The organism is Telmatobacter sp. DSM 110680 (assembly GCF_039994875.1).
Taxonomy (GTDB): domain Bacteria; phylum Acidobacteriota; class Terriglobia; order Terriglobales; family Acidobacteriaceae; genus Telmatobacter.
Window position 1 is genome coordinate 793,117 of sequence record NZ_CP121196.1, and the last position, 19,949, is coordinate 813,065.

Annotated in this window: 15 protein-coding genes; 8 read left to right on the forward strand and 7 right to left on the reverse strand. The window is 56.3% G+C overall.

Annotation, left to right across the window (positions count from 1 at the left end):
- Positions 1-16: 16 nt before the first annotated feature.
- A complete protein-coding gene (gene pgi / locus P8935_RS03195) occupies positions 17-1,675 on the reverse strand; it encodes a glucose-6-phosphate isomerase (protein ID WP_348263569.1) in 1,659 nt (552 codons plus the stop codon).
- Between the two features lie 201 nt (positions 1,676-1,876).
- Here pgi and P8935_RS03200 point away from each other — a divergent pair, with 201 nt between their 5' ends.
- A complete protein-coding gene (locus tag P8935_RS03200) occupies positions 1,877-2,383 on the forward strand; it encodes a response regulator (RefSeq protein ID WP_348263570.1) in 507 nt (168 codons plus the stop codon).
- 127 nt (positions 2,384-2,510) lie between these two features.
- On the opposite strand, the gene dnaN is transcribed toward P8935_RS03200, so the two are convergent.
- A complete protein-coding gene (gene dnaN / locus P8935_RS03205) occupies positions 2,511-3,683 on the reverse strand; it encodes a DNA polymerase III subunit beta (RefSeq protein ID WP_348263571.1) in 1,173 nt (390 codons plus the stop codon).
- Between the two features lie 249 nt (positions 3,684-3,932).
- A complete protein-coding gene (locus P8935_RS03210; RefSeq protein ID WP_348263572.1) occupies positions 3,933-5,909 on the reverse strand; it encodes a PP2C family protein-serine/threonine phosphatase in 1,977 nt (658 codons plus the stop codon).
- Between the two features lie 614 nt (positions 5,910-6,523).
- On the opposite strand from P8935_RS03210, the gene P8935_RS03215 reads away from it, so the two are divergent.
- Positions 6,524-7,996 (forward strand): folylpolyglutamate synthase/dihydrofolate synthase family protein, encoded by a 1,473-nt coding sequence (locus P8935_RS03215; RefSeq protein WP_348263573.1) that lies wholly within the window; start codon positions 6,524-6,526, stop codon positions 7,994-7,996.
- A complete protein-coding gene (locus tag P8935_RS03220; protein ID WP_348263574.1) occupies positions 7,993-8,778 on the forward strand; it encodes a lysophospholipid acyltransferase family protein in 786 nt (261 codons plus the stop codon). Before P8935_RS03215 ends, P8935_RS03220 begins: the two co-directional genes overlap by 4 nt.
- Before the next feature lie 81 nt (positions 8,779-8,859).
- Here the strand turns inward: P8935_RS03220 and P8935_RS03225 are convergent, their stop codons facing one another.
- On the reverse strand, positions 8,860-9,987 hold the full coding sequence (locus P8935_RS03225) for an SGNH/GDSL hydrolase family protein (protein WP_348263575.1): 1,128 nt from the start codon (positions 9,985-9,987) through the stop codon (positions 8,860-8,862).
- Positions 9,988-10,454: 467 nt separating this feature from the next.
- Here P8935_RS03225 and P8935_RS03230 point away from each other — a divergent pair, with 467 nt between their 5' ends.
- Entirely contained in the window at positions 10,455-11,924 is a 1,470-nt protein-coding gene (locus P8935_RS03230) for a serine hydrolase domain-containing protein (RefSeq protein WP_348263576.1), read from the forward strand.
- Between the two features lie 51 nt (positions 11,925-11,975).
- Here the strand turns inward: P8935_RS03230 and P8935_RS03235 are convergent, their stop codons facing one another.
- Positions 11,976-13,304 (reverse strand): hypothetical protein, encoded by a 1,329-nt coding sequence (locus tag P8935_RS03235; RefSeq protein WP_348263577.1) that lies wholly within the window; start codon positions 13,302-13,304, stop codon positions 11,976-11,978.
- A 50-nt stretch (positions 13,305-13,354) separates the two neighbouring features.
- Here P8935_RS03235 and P8935_RS03240 point away from each other — a divergent pair, with 50 nt between their 5' ends.
- Both P8935_RS03240 and P8935_RS03245 read left to right on the forward strand, forming a co-directional pair.
- Positions 13,355-13,705 (forward strand): helix-hairpin-helix domain-containing protein, encoded by a 351-nt coding sequence (locus tag P8935_RS03240; RefSeq protein WP_348263578.1) that lies wholly within the window; start codon positions 13,355-13,357, stop codon positions 13,703-13,705.
- A gap of 69 nt (positions 13,706-13,774) precedes the next feature.
- Positions 13,775-15,619 carry a beta-galactosidase family protein gene (locus P8935_RS03245; protein ID WP_348263579.1) on the forward strand — a complete coding sequence of 615 codons (1,845 nt, stop codon included), beginning with the start codon at positions 13,775-13,777 and terminating at the stop codon, positions 15,617-15,619.
- A gap of 41 nt (positions 15,620-15,660) precedes the next feature.
- On the opposite strand, the gene P8935_RS03250 is transcribed toward P8935_RS03245, so the two are convergent.
- On the reverse strand, positions 15,661-16,155 hold the full coding sequence (locus P8935_RS03250; RefSeq protein WP_348263580.1) for a DUF4126 domain-containing protein: 495 nt from the start codon (positions 16,153-16,155) through the stop codon (positions 15,661-15,663).
- A gap of 105 nt (positions 16,156-16,260) precedes the next feature.
- Positions 16,261-18,036, reverse strand: a complete 1,776-nt coding sequence (locus P8935_RS03255) for a VWA domain-containing protein (RefSeq protein ID WP_348263581.1) — start codon at positions 18,034-18,036, stop codon at positions 16,261-16,263.
- A 313-nt stretch (positions 18,037-18,349) separates the two neighbouring features.
- Here P8935_RS03255 and P8935_RS03260 point away from each other — a divergent pair, with 313 nt between their 5' ends.
- Positions 18,350-19,102: a gamma-glutamyl-gamma-aminobutyrate hydrolase family protein gene (locus P8935_RS03260; protein WP_348263582.1), complete on the forward strand. Its 753-nt coding sequence runs from the start codon at positions 18,350-18,352 to the stop codon at positions 19,100-19,102.
- The gene (rsmG, locus tag P8935_RS03265; RefSeq protein ID WP_348263583.1) at positions 19,099-19,752 is read left to right on the forward strand and encodes a 16S rRNA (guanine(527)-N(7))-methyltransferase RsmG; all 654 of its coding nucleotides are present in this window, start codon (positions 19,099-19,101) and stop codon (positions 19,750-19,752) included. The genes P8935_RS03260 and rsmG overlap by 4 nt, the downstream gene beginning before the upstream one ends.
- The last annotated feature ends 197 nt before the right edge of the window (positions 19,753-19,949 follow it).

The following is a 19,949-nucleotide window of genomic DNA, read 5'->3' on the forward strand; positions in this document are numbered from 1 at the left end:
GGCTCGACAGCGACAACTACTTCTTGTGCTTCCGATAGAGCCCGATCAGATGATTCGTCGAGCTGTCATGCGCGAGTTGCGGCTCTGACGCACTCTCCAGTTCAGGAATGATCTTCTGCGCGAGCGCTTTGCCGAGTTCAACACCCCACTGGTCGAACGAGTTGATCTGCCAGACCACTCCCTGCGTAAAGACGCAGTGCTCGTAGAGCGCAATCAGCTTACCCAGAACCGCAGGCGTCAGTTCCTCCGCAAGGATCGTATTCGACGGGCGGTTGCCTTCAAACACGCGATGCGGAACCAGCCAGTCCGGCGTGCCCTCGGCGTTCACCTGCTCTGCAGTCTTGCCGAAAGCCAGCGCCTCAGCTTGCGCGAAGACATTGGCCAGCAAAATGTCGTGATGAGCTCCCAGCGGATTCAGCGTTTTGTAAAACCCGATAAAGTCGCATGGGATCAGCCGCGTTCCCTGATGGATTAATTGATAGAAGGAATGCTGCCCGTTTGTTCCGGGCTCGCCCCAATAGATGGGGCTGGTGTTGTAGCGGACTTCCTTGCCCTTGAGAGTGACGTGTTTGCCGTTGCTTTCCATGGTGAGCTGCTGCAGGTAGGCCGGGAAGCGCTTCAGATACTGCTCATAGGGAAGGATGGCGATGGTCTGTGCATCGAAGAAGTCTGTATACCAGACAGAAAGCAGCGCCAGCAGGACCGGGAGATTCTTTTCAAGCGGCGCAGTGCGGAAGTGCTCGTCCATCTGGTGGAATCCATCGAGCATCGCGCGGAAACCATCCGGCCCGATCGCTAGCATTGTCGACAAGCCAATCGCTGAGTCCATGGAATAGCGGCCGCCAACCCAGTCCCAGAACCCGAACATGTTCGCGGTGTCGATGCCGAACTTTGTCACTTCGCCGGCGTTGGTCGAAACCGCCACGAAGTGCCTTGCAATCGATGACTCATCGCCGCCAAGTCTTTCGAGCAGCCAAGACCGCGCGGTGTGCGCATTGGTCATGGTCTCGAGTGTCGTGAAGGTTTTCGACGAGACAATAAAAAGCGTCTCCGCCGCATCCAGATCCTGCACCGCCTCCGCAAAGTCTGTGCTGTCCACATTCGAAACAAACCGGAAAGTCAGCGCGCGGTCGCTGTAATGTTTCAGCGCTTCATACGCCATCACCGGGCCGAGGTCGGATCCGCCGATGCCAATATTGACCACGTTCTTGATGCGTTTGCCGGTGTGGCCCTTCCATTCGCCGCTCCGCACCCGATCAGAAAACGCAGACATCCGATCCAGCACCTCGTGCACCTTCGGCACCACGTTTTCGCCGTCCACCACAATGGACGCACCTTTGGGCGCACGCAACGCCACATGCAGCACCGCACGCTTCTCAGTGATATTGATCTTCTGCCCGCTGAACATCGCATGTGTGCGTTCGCGCAGTTTCGACTCCTCCGCGAGGGCGAACAGTATCTTCAAGGTTTCATCCGTGACACGGTTCTTGGAGTAATCGAGGAAGAGCCCGACCGCCTCTGCCGTAAAACGTTCGCCGCGCTTTGGATCGTCTGCAAAAAGCGTGCGCAAATTCCACTTTGCCGCTTCGCGTGCGTGCGCCTTTAGATCTTTCCAGGCCTTCAGGCTGGTCAGCGGCTTTACGTTGATTACAATTTTTTTCTCTGCCCTCGCCATTTCCAATCCTCCATGTGCGGCGTCACAACTTCACATTATCGTCGCCCCCGCTGCCCTCCAGCTGTGGATCACGTTCAGGTCCCGAAGCGTGCCAGTCTGCAAGATCTTTGGATACAGTCGCTGTCTGACGGACGTGACCAGTTGGTAACACATCAGCCTATGACTCGTAGCGCCAATCTCGAGCGCTTCGTAATGGGATAAATGGACCATTCTGGTCCAGAATTTCTTTTTCCGTGCAAAGCTGACTACAGCATCGTCGAACAACTCTTTCCCGATTCGAACACCCTGGTGTTCCCCGCTGCTATTGAGGTTAGAAACTTGTCAAGCGCGCCGAAAGACCAAACCATTTTCGTTGTAGACGACGAATCGATCATCGCCCAGACTGTCGGCATCATTTTGCGCAACGCCGGGTATGAGACACGTTCGTTCAGTGAGCCGGCAGCGGCACTCGATGCAGCCGCGGGTGAATCGCCGGACTTGCTTGTCACCGATATGGCGATGCCGGAGATGAACGGGATTGAATTAGCCAACCGAATGCAGGAGCTCCGCCCCCGCTGCAAGGTGCTCGTTATCTCCGGTCACTTTATGACGCTTCCGCAAATTGGAAATAGCGATGAGCCCGCGCGCGACTTCGATTTTCTCTCCAAGCCGGTCCATCCCTTGAAACTGTTGGAGAAAATCGAACACGTCCTACTGGGAGCCGCTTAGACGCTCGACAACTGTCGTGCGAGTGACACCCTGCTTTGGTGAGACCGGTACGCCCACTGGCAATATCGCCTCAACAATGCGCACCAAGCGCGATGATGTTGCGTTTTGTGCGATCTTCAACCGAAATTCAGATTCGCATCGGCATGAGTACGTAACGCGAACGATACTCCGCATCGGGATCTTCGGGGCGCATCTGGCCGGCGCTTTGTGAGTCTTTGAACTCGAGCCTGACTTCGCCTTCATTACCCAACGCTTTCAGAAAATCGATGATGTAGGTCGAGTTGAAACCGACCACAATCGGGTCGCCGGAGTAGGGCGTATCAATGGTGTCTTCGCTCTCGCCGCTTTCCGTAGACTGCGAGCTGATCTTGAGCTCGTTGCCTTCGAGCCGCAACCGGATCGCGCCTGACCGCTCATCGGCAAACTGGGCTACGCGTTGAATAGCGCTCGACAGTTCACTCGACCGGACCACGGCGAACTTGGTGTTGTCGCGCGGCATCACTGCTTCATAGTTGGGGAATTGACCCGACAACCGGCGAGTGCTGAGCGTACGGTGGCCAACCTTGAAGAACAGCGTATGCTCGTCGTCTGCAAATTCGACCTTCTCAACATCGGTGTTTGAAAGCAGACCCTGCAACTCCTGTAGCGCTTTGCGGGGAATTAGGATGCGCTTCTCGCCGCTGATGCCTTCCAAGGCTTCCCCTGGCTTCTCAACGAACGACAGCCTGTGCCCATCAGTGGCCACCATGGCAATCGACTCAGCTTTGAGCACCAGGAGAGCGCCGTTGAGCGTGTACCGTGACTCCTCGTTCGAGATTGCGAAGATGGTGTGCGCAATCAGCGTCTTCAGCGCCACCGCAGGAATGCTGGTGACCGAGACGGCAGGGAACTCGGGAACCTGCGGGTAATTGGCGCGCGCCATGCCGACCATCTTGGTATTGGAGCGGCCGGAGCGAATCTGGACCCAGTGATTATCGAGCAGTTTGATGGAGATGTCGCCATCAGGTAGGAGCTTGATGTAGTCGTAAAGCTTGCGCGCGGGAATGGTGCACGAACCGGGCTTCTTCACCTTCACTGCAGCACTCGTCCTAATGGCTTGGTCCAAGTCTGTCGCGGTGATGTTCAGGCGGTCGCCATCGGCTTCGATCAGGAAATTTGAGAGGATGGGAATTGTCGTCTTGCGCTCAACCACACTTTGCGTCGCCGTGAGTTCCTTCACCAGTTCCTGGCGGCTTACGGTAATTTCCATCGCTGCCCCCTGTGCTGCCGGCTTTTCAACTTCAGTTTCCACGATCGGCATAGTTCCCACCTGTTCTGGTGGCCGTCACACCTAGCGCCGGCTGCCCAGACCCCCAATTTACGTCCATCTGCTGCGATCTACGCCGTAGTTTCGCTTTGCCCAAGCCTACACTAACCAGACTATGGCGGAAAACCGCTGCAGTTTGTTGCCTTTGATTGTATGCATCCTGACAAATTCTGGTGCGTGGAAAACCCGTCAACATTTCTGGATTATGAGGATGTCGAAGGTTTAACAGAAATGAAACCGAAATCAACCAGAAATTGCCGTTGCTTCAATCTGAGATACATCGTCGACCATCGACCTCGCCCGCACCAGTGTCAGCACCGTAATGTCGTCTTCCTGTCCGAACTTCAGCGCCGCTTCCGCGATGGTTCCGGCAGTCTGGCTGCTGATCGCTCGCGTCCGTTCGAAGCCGAAGAGTTCGCCCTTGGCATCGGTTGCTTCGAGCACACCGTCGGAGAGCAGGGTCAACTGATCGCCGGGCTCCAGATGGAATGTGCATTCTTCGTACGTCTCTTCGGGCGAGATCCCAAGCGGCAGGTCTGAACTCACCAGCAACTCTTCACCGTTGCGATAGGGGGATAGATGGCCAGCGTTGGCTAACGTCACTTCCCCTTGGTCGGTCACTCGCGCGCAAATACAGGTAATGAATCCGCCATCCTGCGTCTCAGCCTGTTGGCGATTGAGGCGGATCAGCACCGCCGCGGGGCCAAGTCCTTCCGCCGCCAAAGCACGAAGCGCGCCCAACGCAAGCGTGCCGGTCATCGCGGCCTTTAGTCCTTTGCCGCTGACATCCCCAACTACGACTAGTTGTGCGCCGTCAGCCTGGGAAAAGACTTGGTAGAAATCTCCGCCAACCTCTTGCGCGGGAAAATAAGCAGCTTCGATCGCGTATCCCTTCACTTCAGGCAATTTAGCCGGCACCAGGCGCTGCTGAATTCCCCTGGCAGCTTCCAGCTCCGCTGCGCCTCGAGCTTGTTCTCGGCTCACCTTGGTAAACCGAAAGAACATGACTACACCAATGGCGAGCGCAAAAAGAAAATCACCGATGTCGACGATTTGAAGAGGAATGGGACCAACCTGGATGGGGTTGGCCAGGAAATCAGCACGACCCCAACCGGTGTCGAGCGATGCAGTTCCGACATCGAAGAGCGCCGTGGACGCAGCCGGAAACAGGCTGGGTAGGATCAGCCAACCAGCTTCGCGGTTCCCGCGCCGATACCATACGAGCAAGAGAACGGGCAGCAGCAGGGCCGCGGGTAATATCACCGTAGCCTCGAGGGAGACGTAGAGCTCATTGGAAATTGCGCCCATCACTTGTACGAAAGCCAGGATTGGCATCGGCAGCATCACCAGCTCATACGCGCGCCAGATTCGTCCCACGCGGAGGCCGGCAAAGCTGAACGTAAACTCGATCTGCATGATCGTGAAGATGTAGATCAACGGATCCGCAAACAGAGTATTGACGGAAATTGGCACGAGGCCGGCGACGGCGCAGAACAACAGGCCATTTGATATTCCAAGAAGAAGAAGATAAAAACCCAGCCACAAGTATTCCTTGCGGGCACGCTGGCTCCAATGGAGCGCAAATGCGGCGATGCTCGCCAGCACCAGCATGAGATTGATCGCCATCGAGGGAATTGCAGCGTAGAGACGCTGGCTCTCCATTGCCAAACGCTCGTTGTCGATCGGCTCCGGCGACCCGATGGCTAACGTCAGAAACAACGGCAAATGCCACAGCGCGTACATAGTTGGAGTATGTGTACGCAAGGCAATGGTTATGTCATTGTCCTCATCGCGCGGGATGAAAATTTCTTCTGTCGGCCGGATGACGCCCCACATTGATTTCAGTTCGGCACCGTCGGCCTTTTGCCCGTTCAGATAGAGTTCGTACGTTCCTTTGCCGCCTGCAATCAAAAGGTGTACATGCTGGTGTCCTGGTTCGAGTTTGAGGTGTAGTCGATACCAACGCCACCCCGGCTGGGCTCCGCCAAGCTCGCTCATGTCGAGCGTCTTCCAACTGCTATCGTCGAAGGCCGGCCGCGCCCAGGCCAGGTCATCTCCCTCGTGCTGGAGCCATCCCTCGTCCAACGTCACCGTTCCTGAGTACCATCGCGTTGCATCGGTCGGTTGCGCCACGGCGACCAACGCTGAGAAAAGCGCTGCCAGACACAGCAATGCTGAAGCTACGCGCCCCACCCGACACCGCCGCGCAATTATCAGCACCGTTTCACCTGACCTCCAAGTCTCAGAGCAAATTCTGAACTCTACTTGAACGGGAGCCTCAGTCTAACGAACCGCCCTGCGAGCAGCAATACGGTTTGGGTATCGGCTTCGAGATGTACGGCTCCTCGTGACGCGACGGTTAGAGGGATTTCCTTGTTTGAATTAATAAAAGAACTAGTAATACCCGTAGTGCTCTCGGAAATGTGGAAAGACCGCCCATCTTGTTGCCGCTCTTCTGGTTTGACCTGAGCCTGGATTTCTAAAACCCGCCTGTGCATCGCAGGACATTTGGAAAACATGGCCCTCAAGCCCGTCCAACCTCCCTCGTTTCCCACCACTCCCACAGACCGTCTGAAACCCCCTGTGAAAACCATGTGCCTTATGTGCAATGTTCGTCCCCACCCGCATCAATCCTGGAGTTCCACGCGTCGCATCCTCCACAGTTGACCTGTCTTCCACACCATGCACACCATGTAGAAATCGAGAGGAAAATAAATCACTAACCACATATAAATGCGTTCATGGTTTCGATTCGCGCCCTGTGTCCGCCGCTGATACCTCCCGAACAGCTGTGCACTACTCCCTGTTCAAAGCTCTTCTATACTGAAGTTTCCATGTCTTACCAGTCAGCCATCGATCATCTCGCGGCCATGGCGCCAGAACTCGCCATCCAGACCGGTCAGACCCGCCGCAAATTCTCACTCGAAGAGTTCGCCGTTCTTCTCCAGGGTCTTGGCAATCCTCATCGCACATTTCCATCGGTCCTGATCGCCGGGACGAATGGCAAGGGTTCAACAGCTGCCACCCTGGCCGCCATCCTTACAGCCTCTGGTCTGCGCACCGGCCTTTATACTTCTCCGCATCTTTCGCGTCCAAACGAGCGCATCCGCATCGATGGCACGGAGATCTGCGACGCCGACTTTGCTGAGAAGTTCTTTCGTGTTCGTTCCACGGCGCAGAAGCTGGTGGAGGAAAAGAAACTTGCCCAGGCGCCCAGTTTCTTCGAGACCCTCACCGCGATGGCGTTTCTTCACTTTTCAGAACCTGCCATCGAGATCGCCGTCCTCGAAGTGGGCCTCGGAGGCCGTCTCGACGCCACCAATATTGTGGAGCCGCTACTCTCCATCATCACCGACATTTCTTTCGATCACATGGAGTGGCTCGGTTCGACCATCAGCGAGATAACCCGAGAAAAGGCCGGCATCCTTCGGAATGGTGGCACTCTCGTGACCTTGCCGCAACACCCAGAAGCGAACCAGGTCCTGGGCGAAGTTGCAATGAACCTCTCAGTACTGGGCGTGAGCGCGGTGCCGTTTATGCCGCCCACTGAGCCGCAATCTTCTAGCGCCCCCCCCCGCCTTTCAACAGTCGGTACAGCTCCAACAGGGACACAATCCTCGCACCATTCAGAACAGCAACGTACGTATCGGGTTGAAGTCCTTGGCCAGCCCATTGAAGTAGCATCCCCGCTGCGTGGGGCGCACCAGCATCGCAACGTGGCTCTTGCCATCGCCGCAGCCGTCGAACTTGCCATCAGTCATGGATTTCCTGTTACTCCCAACTCCATCGCCGAAGGTATTCGCAACACCAGCTGGCCGGCGCGGCTGGAGCGAATACAGTTCGAAAACCCCGGTGATTCCAAGACCAGCGAGTTCATTCTCGACGTCGCCCACAACCCTGCCGGTGCATGGGCGCTACGCGCCGGTCTAAGAGAATTGTTGCCTGACGCAAACCTTGGCACTCTCGTCTTCAGCTGCCTGCGCGACAAGCCGGTAGTCGAGATGGCCCAAATCCTGTTTCCGATCTTTGAGGAAGTGATTTTCGCGCCTATCAGCAGCACACGAGCTACTCCGGTACGGGATCTGCTTGCTGCCGCTGCCTCCACGGGCACTACTGCATTTGCCGCGGCATCTGTTGGCCAGGCTATTGAACTCGCGCTTGAACATGCGCAGGCTCATCCAGCCAAGCCGATTGTTGTCTCCGGATCCGTCTACCTGGTGGGCGATGTGAGAACCCGCCTACTGGCAAAAACCTCCCAGGTCGCAGCTCCGAGCCAGACAGCAGAACGTGTAGGCCAGCATCCGTGACCCGTCGCCGTCCTCCCGATCCGCTGCCCCGTCTCTATCGCTGGCGCACCAATATTCTCCAGGCACCACTCTTCTTCCTTTACACAGCCATATGTGGCAGCCTGTCGCTTTTTGTGTCGTTGTTCGAGAAGGGTGGTCGCCTCCAGCACCGCCTCGCGCAGATCTGGGCTCGCGGCTGCATCAAGATCTCCGGCTCTCATCTAGTGGTGCGTGGGACCGAAAATCTGCGCAAGTATCCCGTCGCGGTCTACGCGGCGAATCACACTTCCTATATGGATACGCCGGTCATCTTTTCCACGCTCCCCTTTCAGTTCCGCATTCTGGCGAAGAAAGAGCTTTGGACGATGCCGTTCATCGGCTGGCATCTGAATCGATCCGGACAGATCCCAGTGGACAGCGTCAGCTCCAATTCGACTGTTTCGAGTCTTGGGGCCGCGGTTCGCGCACTGCGCGCGGGAATGCCGTTGTTTGTTTTTCCTGAGGGAGCACGCACCCCCGATGGCACTACGCAACCATTTCTCGCTGGCGCGGCATTTCTTGCGATTCGGGCCCAGGTTCCGCTGGTGCCTATTGCGCTCAGCGGCGTGTACGATTTGCTCCCCATGCATACACGCCATTTTTATCCGGGTGAGATCACGCTGACGGTCGGCGAACCGATCTCGACTGAGGGAATGACCCTTCGCCAGGTTGAGGCGTTGAACATCCGGCTCCGCGAGACCATCGAACAAATGCGCGCCCAGTCAAAACCAGGCGCGATTCCCGCGGCTGAAATGTCTTCATAGATGCGGCGCTGACGGACCACTCCGACATTTGAAAAAAAGAGCGCGGCAAAGGCCGCGCTCCCTACTTCGTGTATCCAGAAATCACTGCATCCCGCCGCATGTGTATGCACCCGTCCCCACCGGGCCATTACCGTTCTTGCTCGCGTTCATGCAATTGCTGCGTGCGAGAATCGCCGCCGCATTGATCGCAAGAATGTTGTGTCCATGTGTCGTAGGATGCAGATCATCCCAGAACAAATAGGTATCCGGATTAACTGGGATACCCTGCGAACTGCCGGTCACATTTGCGAAAGCGTAATTTGATGGGGCCGCAACAATGCTGTTGAAAAGCCCAAATACATCGAGTTGCGCGATCTGAAGATGCTTACGGGGATTGTTCTTCCGCAGCAGTTGAATGTCCGCGTTGAGGAGACCGTTGTAGTAGGCGACCACCAGGTTTACAAGTCCCGCTGTCGCGGGGTCGCCGTTGATCCTCGGAATTAATCCCAGCGGGGGCAGATTTGGAACGATGAACTGCGTAGCGCCGGCGTCAATCAATGCCTGGATGTTGGCGTACTGATTGGTAGCCACGGTATAGGCAGTTTGTACCGAAACGCCGCCATGGATGAAATCATTGGCCCCACCCCAAACCACAAACAGTGTTTTGGGAGTGATCTTTGGTTTGGTGGCCAGGTAATCGGTGATTTGCTGGCCTATGTTCTCCACGTCAACCGAGAACACATCTCCTGCGCCGAAGGTGAAGCTGCCGGTGCCCATCCCAGTAGTGGCGTAACCGAACGCGTAGTTGGTTCCCCCGTCGAGCGAGTTGTTCACCTCAGGCTTTGAAGGCATCGAATCCGCGAGCTGCTTGATCCAGACGCCGGAGTAAAGTTGGGCAGCGGGCGCGGTGTCGAACCCATCCGTGAAACTGCCATCGGTGTAGTCCGCGACAGGCCCTGGGACACGAAAACCGTATTTGTCATACGTGAGATGGGCAACATTGCCTGTATCGGAAAGCGAATCGCCAAAGACAATGATTTTGGTAAATTCCGGGGTTGGTGGCCCGGGCTGCGCATGGACTCCGACCGGGCTCAGGGAAATCAGCACTGCAGAGAATAAGCAAAGAAATGCGGTCGAAAAGCTAAAGTTTCTGGTGGACCGAGGAGAGGCCAGAGGCAACTGAGCCTTGGCACAAACGTGAGCAGGTTTGCAGCGTTGAGCTGTTTGCATAGTTATCCCTCTTGATGTGAAACGACTCGAGCCATGGCACCGGGAATCTGTGAGAATCAAAAGTTCCCGTACCGCGATTGCTACAGTTCCAGACCGGACTCGTGCAACTCATCTGAGCCAAGAACAGGTCGCGTCGAGCCCGGACTACAGTTCTTGTGCAGCAACGTAAATCGCCTCGTCCCCGCCGTTTGAAAGAGTCCCGAAAACCAGCCTTGTCTTCGGGTTTCCGCAGAATCGAGTGACCGAAGAAGTTCTTAGCGGGTGCGAGGTTTAGCTGCAGCCACGAAGTGTACTCCACCGCCGAGAGTGCGTCTAGCTTGATTTCATGGGGCCGAACGGCCACTCGGTTACAAGACGCATTCGCAGCAATAAGTGCAAAATCTTGTCGATCCCGTTTCATCGCATCGCGCTAAACTCCCAATAGTCCAATTCCGTAGTCCACCATTTTGCATCCGAGGAGCCCACGAGTGAACAAACTCTTCCGCCGCCAAACCTGCGCATTCCTCTGCCCGCTTCTCATGTCGCTGGGCATTGCGGCGCAAACTCCCACTCCAGATAAGGCTGCCAAAGAGCGTGCGGAAGCCATTCGTGTTGTCGACACGTGGCTCGACAGCATACAGGTTTATGAACACATTCCGGCCATCTCCGCAGGTGTAGTGGCAGGCGACCATCTTCTGTGGTCTAAGGGGTACGGAACTCTCGACGCCGATCACAAGATTCCGGCTGCTCCAGACACCATTTACTCGATCTGCTCCATCTCAAAGCTCTTCACTTCCATCTCGTTGATGCAGCAGTACGAGCAGGGCAAGGTCCGCCTTGACGAACCGATCACCACTTATCTGCCTTGGGCCAAGCTCAAAGCCACAGACGAAGACAGTGTGCCGATCACGCTCCGTGGGATGCTTTCTCATTCCGCCGGACTCCCGCGCGAGTCGGACTTCCCTTATTGGTCGGGACCCGATTTCCCCTTCCCTACCCGCGAGCAGATCCACGAGATGATCGCGAAGCAAGCGCCTTTGTTTCCCGCCGAGCGCTACTTTCAATACAGCAACCTGGGCCTGACCCTGGTGGGCGAAACTGTCGAGGCCGTCTCCGGCCAGCCCTACGCCGACTATGCAAAGACCCACGTTCTCGATCCAATCGGCCTGCACGACACCCGCACCTTCATGCCGATGGACCTTTATGGCAAGCGCCTTGCGGTAGGCTACGGCGCCCTGAAGCGCGACGGCACGCGCGATCTGCTTAAACCATTCAATGCACGCGGGATCACTCCGGCAGCCGGATATACCTCGACCGTTGAGGACCTCGGCAAGTTTGCTTCCTGGCAGTTCCATCTTCTGCGTACCGGCAAAGAAGACGTACTCAAAGCCTCCACCTTGCACGAAATGCAGCGCGTCCAGTTTATGGACCCGGGATGGAAAGTGAGCTACGGCCTCGGTTTTGCAATCCAGCACAAGGAAAACCACACCTACGTTGGCCATGGCGGCGACTGTCCCGGGTACCAGACCATCCTGATGCTCCGTCCAGAGGATGAACTCGGCGTGGTTCTTATGGATAACTCCTCTGAGCGGCCGGGAGCGTGGGCTACCGTTGTTTTCGCCATTCTGGACAAGCGCAAGGGATACGAATTCAAAGCGCCTGCTCCGTCTGCAGGCGTGGACCTGGAAGCCTATACGGGCCACTACTCGGGCCAGCCTTGGGAATCTGAGGCGATCATGCTGCCGTGGGCCGGCGGCCTTGTCTCTCTATCCCTGCCGGATGACGATCCTGTGGCCGGCATGCAGTTCTACAAGCCAAAAGGAGGAGATGTGTTCCGCCGAGTTCGCGATGACGGCAGCGAAGCCGAAGAGATCAAGTTTTCTCGGGACGCTTCAGGAAAGGTTACCGAATTTACTCACTTCAGCAACCCCAGAATGAGGATGTCGGACGTAAAGTAGTCAGATAAACAAGCAACCGGATAGTTGCGTACAAATCTGACGGACGAGTGATTAGTCCTGCTTGCTCTTCACTCTGATCCTGATAAATACCTGCACAGCGATCGGGTTACTTCCATAAACCGGTTGCAGCGGATGGCCCACACCATAGGCTGACACTTGCGCGCCTGTGGCCGTCGATACATTAGGAAGGAACTTTACATCACGGTCGTAGCCAAACGTATATGCCTGTACATGAGTCAGCGGCTCTTCCCTGAATCCGGGCGGCAAAGGGTGTTCTCCCAGCAGTAGCTCATTGGTTCTTCCCGCATTCTCAAGCCGGAGCCAGGCGTAATTCCGCTCTTTGAACTGCAGGGTCGATTCAAGTAGATAACTATTCTCTTTCGCCGAATCCTCGATGGAGCGCGTTCTTCCCCATATCGCAGTGCTTGCCAAATTCCCATGCGCAACCTTTCGGTTGTACATTACGGATGCTGTCATTCTCTCCTGATCTTCATCCGGGAACAGCGCTTCTGGACTTGTGATGCGGGCATAAGAGAACTGCCCGCTCCAGCTCTTCCCTGGCTGCACGGTCAGCCGCGTGGCCCATGAGTCCATCTTTCCCTGATCAATATTCCACCGATGCTCATCGGGCTCGCGTCCATGAAAGCCACTCGCCTCAATGCGGGCGATTCCATATGTCGCCCCCAGGGTTACGACGTCACCGGCAATGTGCGTGGAGTCCTCCTGGTGATGCCCAAGAGTACCTACCGGGTTCTCTGCTGCCGAGGTCCGGTGTGGATACGCAGTCGGGCCAATGGCTGGGTCGCCGACCGGAGCCAGATAAAAGCTGACAAGCCCCCTGTCCCCTAGATGCAGGTCGTAAAGCGCCGCAAGCTCCATGAAGAAGTCGTGGGGATGCTGCCCGTCGGCTATTGGCACGCCGTATGCTGTTTCGCCCTGTTGGAAAAGCAGTGGGTATCGCTCTCCGGTCACCGTTGCCGGCTCAAGGCTGAACATCGCGCGAAGCGTCAATTGCCCCGGCCCCCACTCCCTCTCCGCCATCGGCATAAGCCAGTTGGTCGAGAACAATTCGTCGCCGCCGCGCGGGCTGGTTTGCTGCGTATCCACCAGAAAGGCGTTTGCGTGGAACATCAGCATCCACTCCCCCTTCATCGTCATGACCATGGGTGTTGGAGTGGAGTTTGGTTCCGCGCTTGTTCCCGACGCGGCATGATGCTCGATCTGCTGAATGAACACTTTCGGTTGCATCTGCGCCATCAGGCGCATCATCCCGCCACTGTGCATGTTCATATCGGAGCAGGTCGATTGATTCTGCGCATTTGCCGGTGGAGCGAATCCGATGAGCAGAGTGGCGCACGCCAGCGCCCATCGGCACCGCAATCTAAAGCCTGCAACCACCCTTGAGCCGCGCCAAAGCATCCAATCCCAGTATGAGGCTTTTCGCACTTTTGCCGCTTGTCCTGATCGCACTGGCTGGTTGTACCCCGCACGACCGCAGTCCCGACGAAATCCGCGAGCAGACCGCACGCGCCACATCCACCGCGGTTCGCGACGCCAAGGCGGTTACACAGGGAGTAGTTGAAGGCGTGAAGCAGCAGAAGACCGTCAACATCAATCGTGGTTCTGCGGATGATCTCAAGAGCCTGCCTGGAATTGATGATGACGCCGCGCAACGCATCATCGAAGGCCGCCCCTATAAGGATTCCGAAGAACTTGCCAAGCGCCACATCGTCTCCCGCGCGGAATACAACCGTATCGCCGGCAAGATCGAAGCGCGGTAAAGAAAATCGGAGCGACGAATCGGCGGTTTATTCCGGCCCCGGGCTCACCGCGATAAACTCGTTCCTGCAATGGACAGAAGACTCTCCACCCTGGCTCTAATCTTCGCAACGGTTCTCGTATCCGCTTGCCCTGCCGTAGCCCAGGCCCCTCACACGTTTGCCGTCGCCGATGGACAGTTTCAGTTCGACGGCCATCCCTACCAGATCCTTTCCGGTGAGATGCACTATCCACGTGTGCCCCGGGCCTATTGGCGCGACCGATTCCGCAAGGCCCGCGCGATGGGTCTGAATACCATCACCACCTATGTCTTCTGGAACCTCCATGAGCCGCGACCTGGCGTTTACGACTTCTCCGGGCAAAACGATATCGCCGAATACATCCGTGAAGCTCAGCAGGAAGGCCTTCAAGTCATTCTTCGCCCCGGACCCTACGTCTGCGCGGAGTGGGAACTCGGTGGCTATCCAAGCTGGCTTCTCAGGGACCACTCCCTTGTTCTCCGCTCCACTGACCCCAAATATATTGCCGCGATGAACGGCTGGTTTACGCGCCTGGCGAAGGAGATTTCTCCGTTGCTCTTGAAGAACGGTGGCCCCATCATCGCCGTCCAGGTCGAGAACGAATACGGCTCCTTTGGAAACGACCACGCTTACATGGAAGCGGTAAAGTCCGGGCTGCTGAAGACCGGCCTGGCCGCGCCTGAAACGCTGATCTACACCGCAGACGGTGCTGAGCAGGTCCCCAATGGATCGCTCCCGGGACTTCCCGCCGTCATCAACTTCGGCACAGGCGATGCCCAGCGGGACTTCGCCACACTGAAGAAGTTGCGTCCCGACGGCCCATTCATGTCTGGCGAGTATTGGGCTGGCTGGTTCGATCACTGGGGCGAACGCCACCACACGACCGAAGCCGCCAGCAACGCTGCGGAATACGAGTGGATGTTGCGCCAGGGCTACTCCGTAAGCATGTACATGTTTCACGGCGGCACCAGCTTTGGGTTCATGAATGGCGCCAACAGCAATGGCACCAACTACGAACCCGACACCACCAGCTACGACTACGATGCACCCCTGAACGAAAGCGGCGAGATAACACCCAAATTCACAGCCTTTCGTGAGGCCATTGCCCGCGTTACCGGAAAGACTCTTCCGACAATTCCTCCGCAGACCCCGGCCGGCACATATCCCATCTCGTCGCGCTCTGAATCAGCCTCGTTGTGGCAGAATCTCCCGTCTCCCATCGAGTCCGACAAGCTTCTCACAATGGAGGATCTCGACCAGTCTTACGGATATATTTTGTACCGAACGCAGCTTTCCGCGAGTCCCGGCGGAGACCTGACCATTGATGGGCTTCACGATTACGCACAGATCTATCTCGATCAGAAACTCATCGGCGCGCTCGATCGCCGCCTGGGTCAATCGCATCTCTCACTGCCCGCCGTGCCTGGCCCTGCGACGCTAGATATTCTTGTTGAGAATTCCGGGCGTGTGAACTTCACTAAAGTCATTCGCACAGAACGCAAGGGCATCACCGGTTCAGTGGTTCTCGCCGGGGTCCAACCGCAGCACTGGAAGATCTACCAGCTTCCGATGACCAACCTCACAAGATTGCATTTCACATCGAGCACCTGCGAAGGGCCTTGCTTCTATCGCTTCTCGATGAATACTTCCGCATCGGGTGCGAGCCTTGCCGACACATTCCTCAACACTCACGGACTCACAAAAGGAATTGCATTCCTTAACGATGACCCACTCGGCCGATTCTGGTCGGTCGGCCCTGAATTCTCGCTCTACACGCCCGGCCCCTGGCTTAAACGCGGGTCCAACCAGATCATCCTCTTCGATCTGCAGGGCAACGCTTCAGAATCACTGAAGACTATGGATCACGCGGATTATGGACCGCCGCTATCTCGCTAGTCTTTTGTGCACCAATTGAGGATCTAACCCGAGCTGCCGAGTTAGAGCGCGGCTGATGGCAGGGCGCATTTCTTCAGCTTGCTGTTGACGAACCCGACCAGCGCGAACGTGACAAGGTCTTCGATTACTGCAGCCGGAAGATCCCGCTCGAAAAGAGAAGCAAGCCACGAACGGAACGCTGCGCCACCTTCCGTTCCAACCACGGCGCCCGCCATGCCGAGTAAAACTCCCAGAGAAACTCGTTTCGAGTGTGAGCCGATCGCGGCTCCGGCTAGGGCGCCGGTGACGATTCGCCCCGTGTAAGCAAAGGCCGCCTTCCGACTCGGTGTCATAGGCAGTTTGTCGGCCACCACTTCCGCGAACGCCAAGCCAACGAGAAGATGATTTAGACTCCGGCCTTCCAGGAAGGCGAACGGTGTGCCTTCCACGCGTACCGTGCCTCCGCGAATCGCGCGGCTCACAACAGCTGGCGCAAGCAACGATCGCGAACCGCTCACCACACCGAGCATGAATGCACAGGCCAAAGGCACTCGCATGTCTTCCCTCACAACCGTACGATGACGTCCATATGGCTTGATGTTGCCGCGTAGAAAGCTTTCGGCTGAACAAGTTTGGCTTTGTAGTCACCTGCGCGACGCAGTTTAATTGATTTCTTTCTTTTGCTCAGGATTCAACGCGGCGGTTTGCGCCTCCTGCTTCAAAGGCAGTTTCACTTCCAATGCGCCCGTTCGGTCGTTTTGCGGATTGCGCACGACCAAGCGAATATAGGCACCCCCAGGTGGCACCTCCAGTTGTTGAATTGCATGGAAACGTTTGTCGACCTTACCGTCCGGCTGCCGCTCGATCGTTATAACGCCCTTGTTCAGAATGCTGTTCAATAGAGTTCCGTCGCTGTTATATGCGGCCGCAGCAAACTCCAGTTGCGGTGCCTGCTGCTGTGCCGCCTGGCTCCGCAGCTGCGGATCGATAACGTCGTAGTTGATCACGTATTGCTGAAGATTCACCGGTGCAGGCGGCTTCAAAGTTTGAGCCTTCCTGCGTGTTTTAAAGTACAGCGGCGAATCTTCAAGCTGCTTCATCTCTTCTGCACTCGCCAGTCTTGGCTTTCCCACCGTAGCCATGTGCGCAACAAACAGGACATCGTGCATCATGGGCGCTCCGTGCTCAACGGTGGCGTACAGGGTGTCGGTTTGCTTTGCAGCCAGAAAGCGCTGTTGCATGATCTGCTTTGAATGGCCCTCCAGCGCCTCATCGTCAGACAGGCCGTAATACACCGTGCGATAGGTGAGGGAGTATTTCTTATCCTTTTCCGCTAAGGTCACGCGGATGTGGCGCTCCGAGCCATCGTATTTCGTGTTCGTGGGTGAATACGTCAGCGAATAGTAGCTCTCGCCATCTTCCACTGCCTTGTCGAGCAGCAGTTGCAAACGATTACCGCCATGGTAAGCGTGCCCACCGGTAGCCTCGGCGATGGCATTCTCGTACTCGCCTTTCACAAGTTGATCGCCGGGATCATTCTCCGGATTTTGTCCTTCCAGATCTACGGGATAAAGTGCCACTTGGCTGCTCGCCATCGCCGCGTAAGCTTCTTTGATACCCTGCGCTTCCAGGTAGGTCATGTCATTGATTTGGAGGGTTGAACTGGAGAATCCTCCGCCCACACCTGTGTTCGAGTTGAGCCCCGTCACGATGGGGCCTACAGGGATGGGGAATTCACTTGAAAGCCAGAGAAGGTTTTTTCTACCCGGTATCCCGCCGAGGTATTGAGCCATGAACTTCATGTTGGAGAGAACGGCCCCGGCATCTTCCCACCCATAGAGATTTCCATACATGAAAACGTTGGGAACGTGTGGGCCCGGTCCCTTCGACAAGATTGCCTCATGCAGCAACGTGTGGTCGCTGGTGAATCCCTGCACCAGGTGCAGCCCGGCCATATTCACGAACAACGCGAATCGAGTGCCCGGCTGGGCATGGTCCACAAACGACAACAACTGTTTGGAGGCCATCATCTGGTCATCGACGGGAGTGTTTACCATGTCGTAGTAAAGAACGTATAACGGTCCGCGCTCTGAGCCAGTCGGCAAGTCAACGAACGTGTTGGCGGGAAGCGCGGGAATTTTCGGCGGGGTGAAGGCGGTCGTCCTGCCGTCGGTGTAGTCAAACGTCAGAATGGTCTGAGGCTTTTTGTCCTCCTCAACGACGAAGTCTTTCTCGGTCAAACCGTGAACGGGATTCCCATCTTTATCAAGGACGATTACGTCGAGGGGCACGCGTCGCACGTCGGAACGAAACACATATTCGCCCTTTGCCTGATTTGCGGCTGCGCTTGAGGATGGACTCTGCGGTGCACCTTTAATTGAAAAGCCACCAAGTAGGCTGACTGCCGAAGCCAAGATCACCACACTGAATTTGCCCATGACCCACCCCGAGCCACCGCCATCGCATTACGCAATAAGCGGCGGAGCCCTTTAATGTTCACCTAGCCGGATTTAACTCTGAATTGTACTCCCGCTGTTTTCCGAGCCGCGAAAGCGACTTGTCACAACTGTGGCGCCGTAGGCTGCACAAGCCAACGCTACAGAGAAGGTCAGGACTAGAACACTGGTAAAAATAATTTGGTAGTTTACAGCGATTTTAAAAGTAATAAGTTAAATATAATCAACAACTTAAGCGATAATAATTCCAATGGTAAGATTTATCTCCCATTCTCGCATACACTTGAAAACGCCCATGATTATTCGTATCGCGATGCCGGAACCAACCTCGACAGATGCTGCCTACAATGCCCGCTCATTGCCGTCATACGTGGCGGCCCTTCAGTCTGCGGGAGCCACTCCGGTCATCATCCCGCTACACGAACGACAAGACAGAGTCGCTCGTTTGTTGGCGGGGACGCATGGAGTTCTCTTGCCAGGGAGTGGTTTCGATGTCGATCCAGAGCGATACGGCGAATCGAGGATACCTGCCTGTGGTCCGGCAGATGCGGCGCGGAGTGCTGTGGACGAACTGCTGCTGCAAGATGCTTTCAATCTCCACAAGCCAATCTTCGCGATCTGTTATGGGGTGCAGGCGTTGAACGTCTGGTTGAATGGGAGCTTGATTCAGGACCTAGAAGCCGTTCTCCATACAACCGTCAATCATGCGCCCGGTCGTGACGTTGTGAACGCGCACCCCATACACATCGTTGCCGCGTCGCGCCTTTCAATGGCTGCCGGGAGTTCAGAGGACAACTGCAACTCCAGCCATCACCAGGCCATTGGCCGGCCCGGAGACAATCTACGTGTGACCGGGGTGTGTCCAACCGACGGAGTCATCGAGGCGGTTGAGCTTGATTCCCCTTCTCATTTTGTGGTCGGCGTGCAGTGGCATCCGGAACGCACGTATACGGCGAGCCCACTCTCTCGCGCCCTTTTTGCCGCATTTGTCAAAGCTGCCGAAACCTGGCAACCGCGATCAGCTGAGAGATCGGCCACCCCTGCATGAGTGCCAACGAAATCTCCCCGGCATGTATTGGGTTAAACGAACTTCTCGTTTCCGCGCGACTTGAGCCTCTATCGCCGGAAACTGTGGCCAGATTCGATTCCTACCTCAATTTAATTCTGCGTTGGAATACGCGGATGAACCTCACTGCAATTCGCGATCGGCAAGACATTTTGACGCGTCATTTTGTCGAGTCAATTGCATGTGCTCAGTCGCTTCCGCAAGGCATCGGAACGTTGCTGGACTTCGGGTCAGGGGCAGGCTTCCCTGGAGTGCCAATTGCGCTTTGTCGTCCCGAGATCGCGGTCACATTGGCCGAATCACAAAACAAGAAGGCATCCTTCCTCCGCGAGGTAGTTCGGAGTGTGGGTTTGCAGACCGTTGTTTTGGCACAGCGCGCCGAGGCGGTGGGGGCGCAGTTTGATTGCGTTACACTCCGTGCAGTCGATGAGATGGCTCGAGCGGTCAGATCGGCTACGGCGTTGGTTCGGGAATCCGGATGGCTTGCCTTGATGACAACAGCCGCAGACCTGCCGGAGATGCAGCAAGTCGCCGGGGCCAATTTTGACTTTTCACAGGCAATCCCTCTCCCGGGCTCTGAGGAACGCATCCTTGCTCTCGGTTTGAAGCGACCGCCGGGGCGCAACTCGTAGAGCCGCCCATCTAGCTTGACCGAGTGCAATGTTCCACGTGGAACAATGTTAGAAACATTGACCAAGAACGGAAACCATGTTCCACGTGGAACATTCAGATGGGTGTCATCTAAATCGCTGAATAGCAGGAGTTTTCCACCGGGTTGCCTTTCAGACAACATCTTTTATTACGGAGGTCTGAATTGGCTGAAGTGCTT

Excerpts from the sequence above, each read along its gene's own strand:
- dnaN (WP_348263571.1), bottom strand. The coding sequence starts at position 3,683 with ATGCCGATCGTGGAAACTGAAGTTGAAAAGCCGGCAGCACAGGGGGCA.
- P8935_RS03200 (WP_348263570.1), top strand. The coding sequence starts at position 1,877 with ATGGACCATTCTGGTCCAGAATTTCTTTTTCCGTGCAAAGCTGACTAC.
- pgi (WP_348263569.1), bottom strand. The coding sequence starts at position 1,675 with ATGGCGAGGGCAGAGAAAAAAATTGTAATCAACGTAAAGCCGCTGACC.
- P8935_RS03215 (WP_348263573.1), top strand. The coding sequence starts at position 6,524 with ATGTCTTACCAGTCAGCCATCGATCATCTCGCGGCCATGGCGCCAGAA.
- P8935_RS03250 (WP_348263580.1), bottom strand. The coding sequence starts at position 16,155 with ATGCGAGTGCCTTTGGCCTGTGCATTCATGCTCGGTGTGGTGAGCGGT.
- rsmG (WP_348263583.1), top strand. The coding sequence starts at position 19,099 with ATGAGTGCCAACGAAATCTCCCCGGCATGTATTGGGTTAAACGAACTT.
- P8935_RS03225 (WP_348263575.1), bottom strand. The coding sequence starts at position 9,987 with ATGCAAACAGCTCAACGCTGCAAACCTGCTCACGTTTGTGCCAAGGCT.
- P8935_RS03240 (WP_348263578.1), top strand. The coding sequence starts at position 13,355 with ATGAGGCTTTTCGCACTTTTGCCGCTTGTCCTGATCGCACTGGCTGGT.
- P8935_RS03260 (WP_348263582.1), top strand. The coding sequence starts at position 18,350 with ATGATTATTCGTATCGCGATGCCGGAACCAACCTCGACAGATGCTGCC.
- P8935_RS03255 (WP_348263581.1), bottom strand. The coding sequence starts at position 18,036 with ATGGGCAAATTCAGTGTGGTGATCTTGGCTTCGGCAGTCAGCCTACTT.
- P8935_RS03245 (WP_348263579.1), top strand. The coding sequence starts at position 13,775 with ATGGACAGAAGACTCTCCACCCTGGCTCTAATCTTCGCAACGGTTCTC.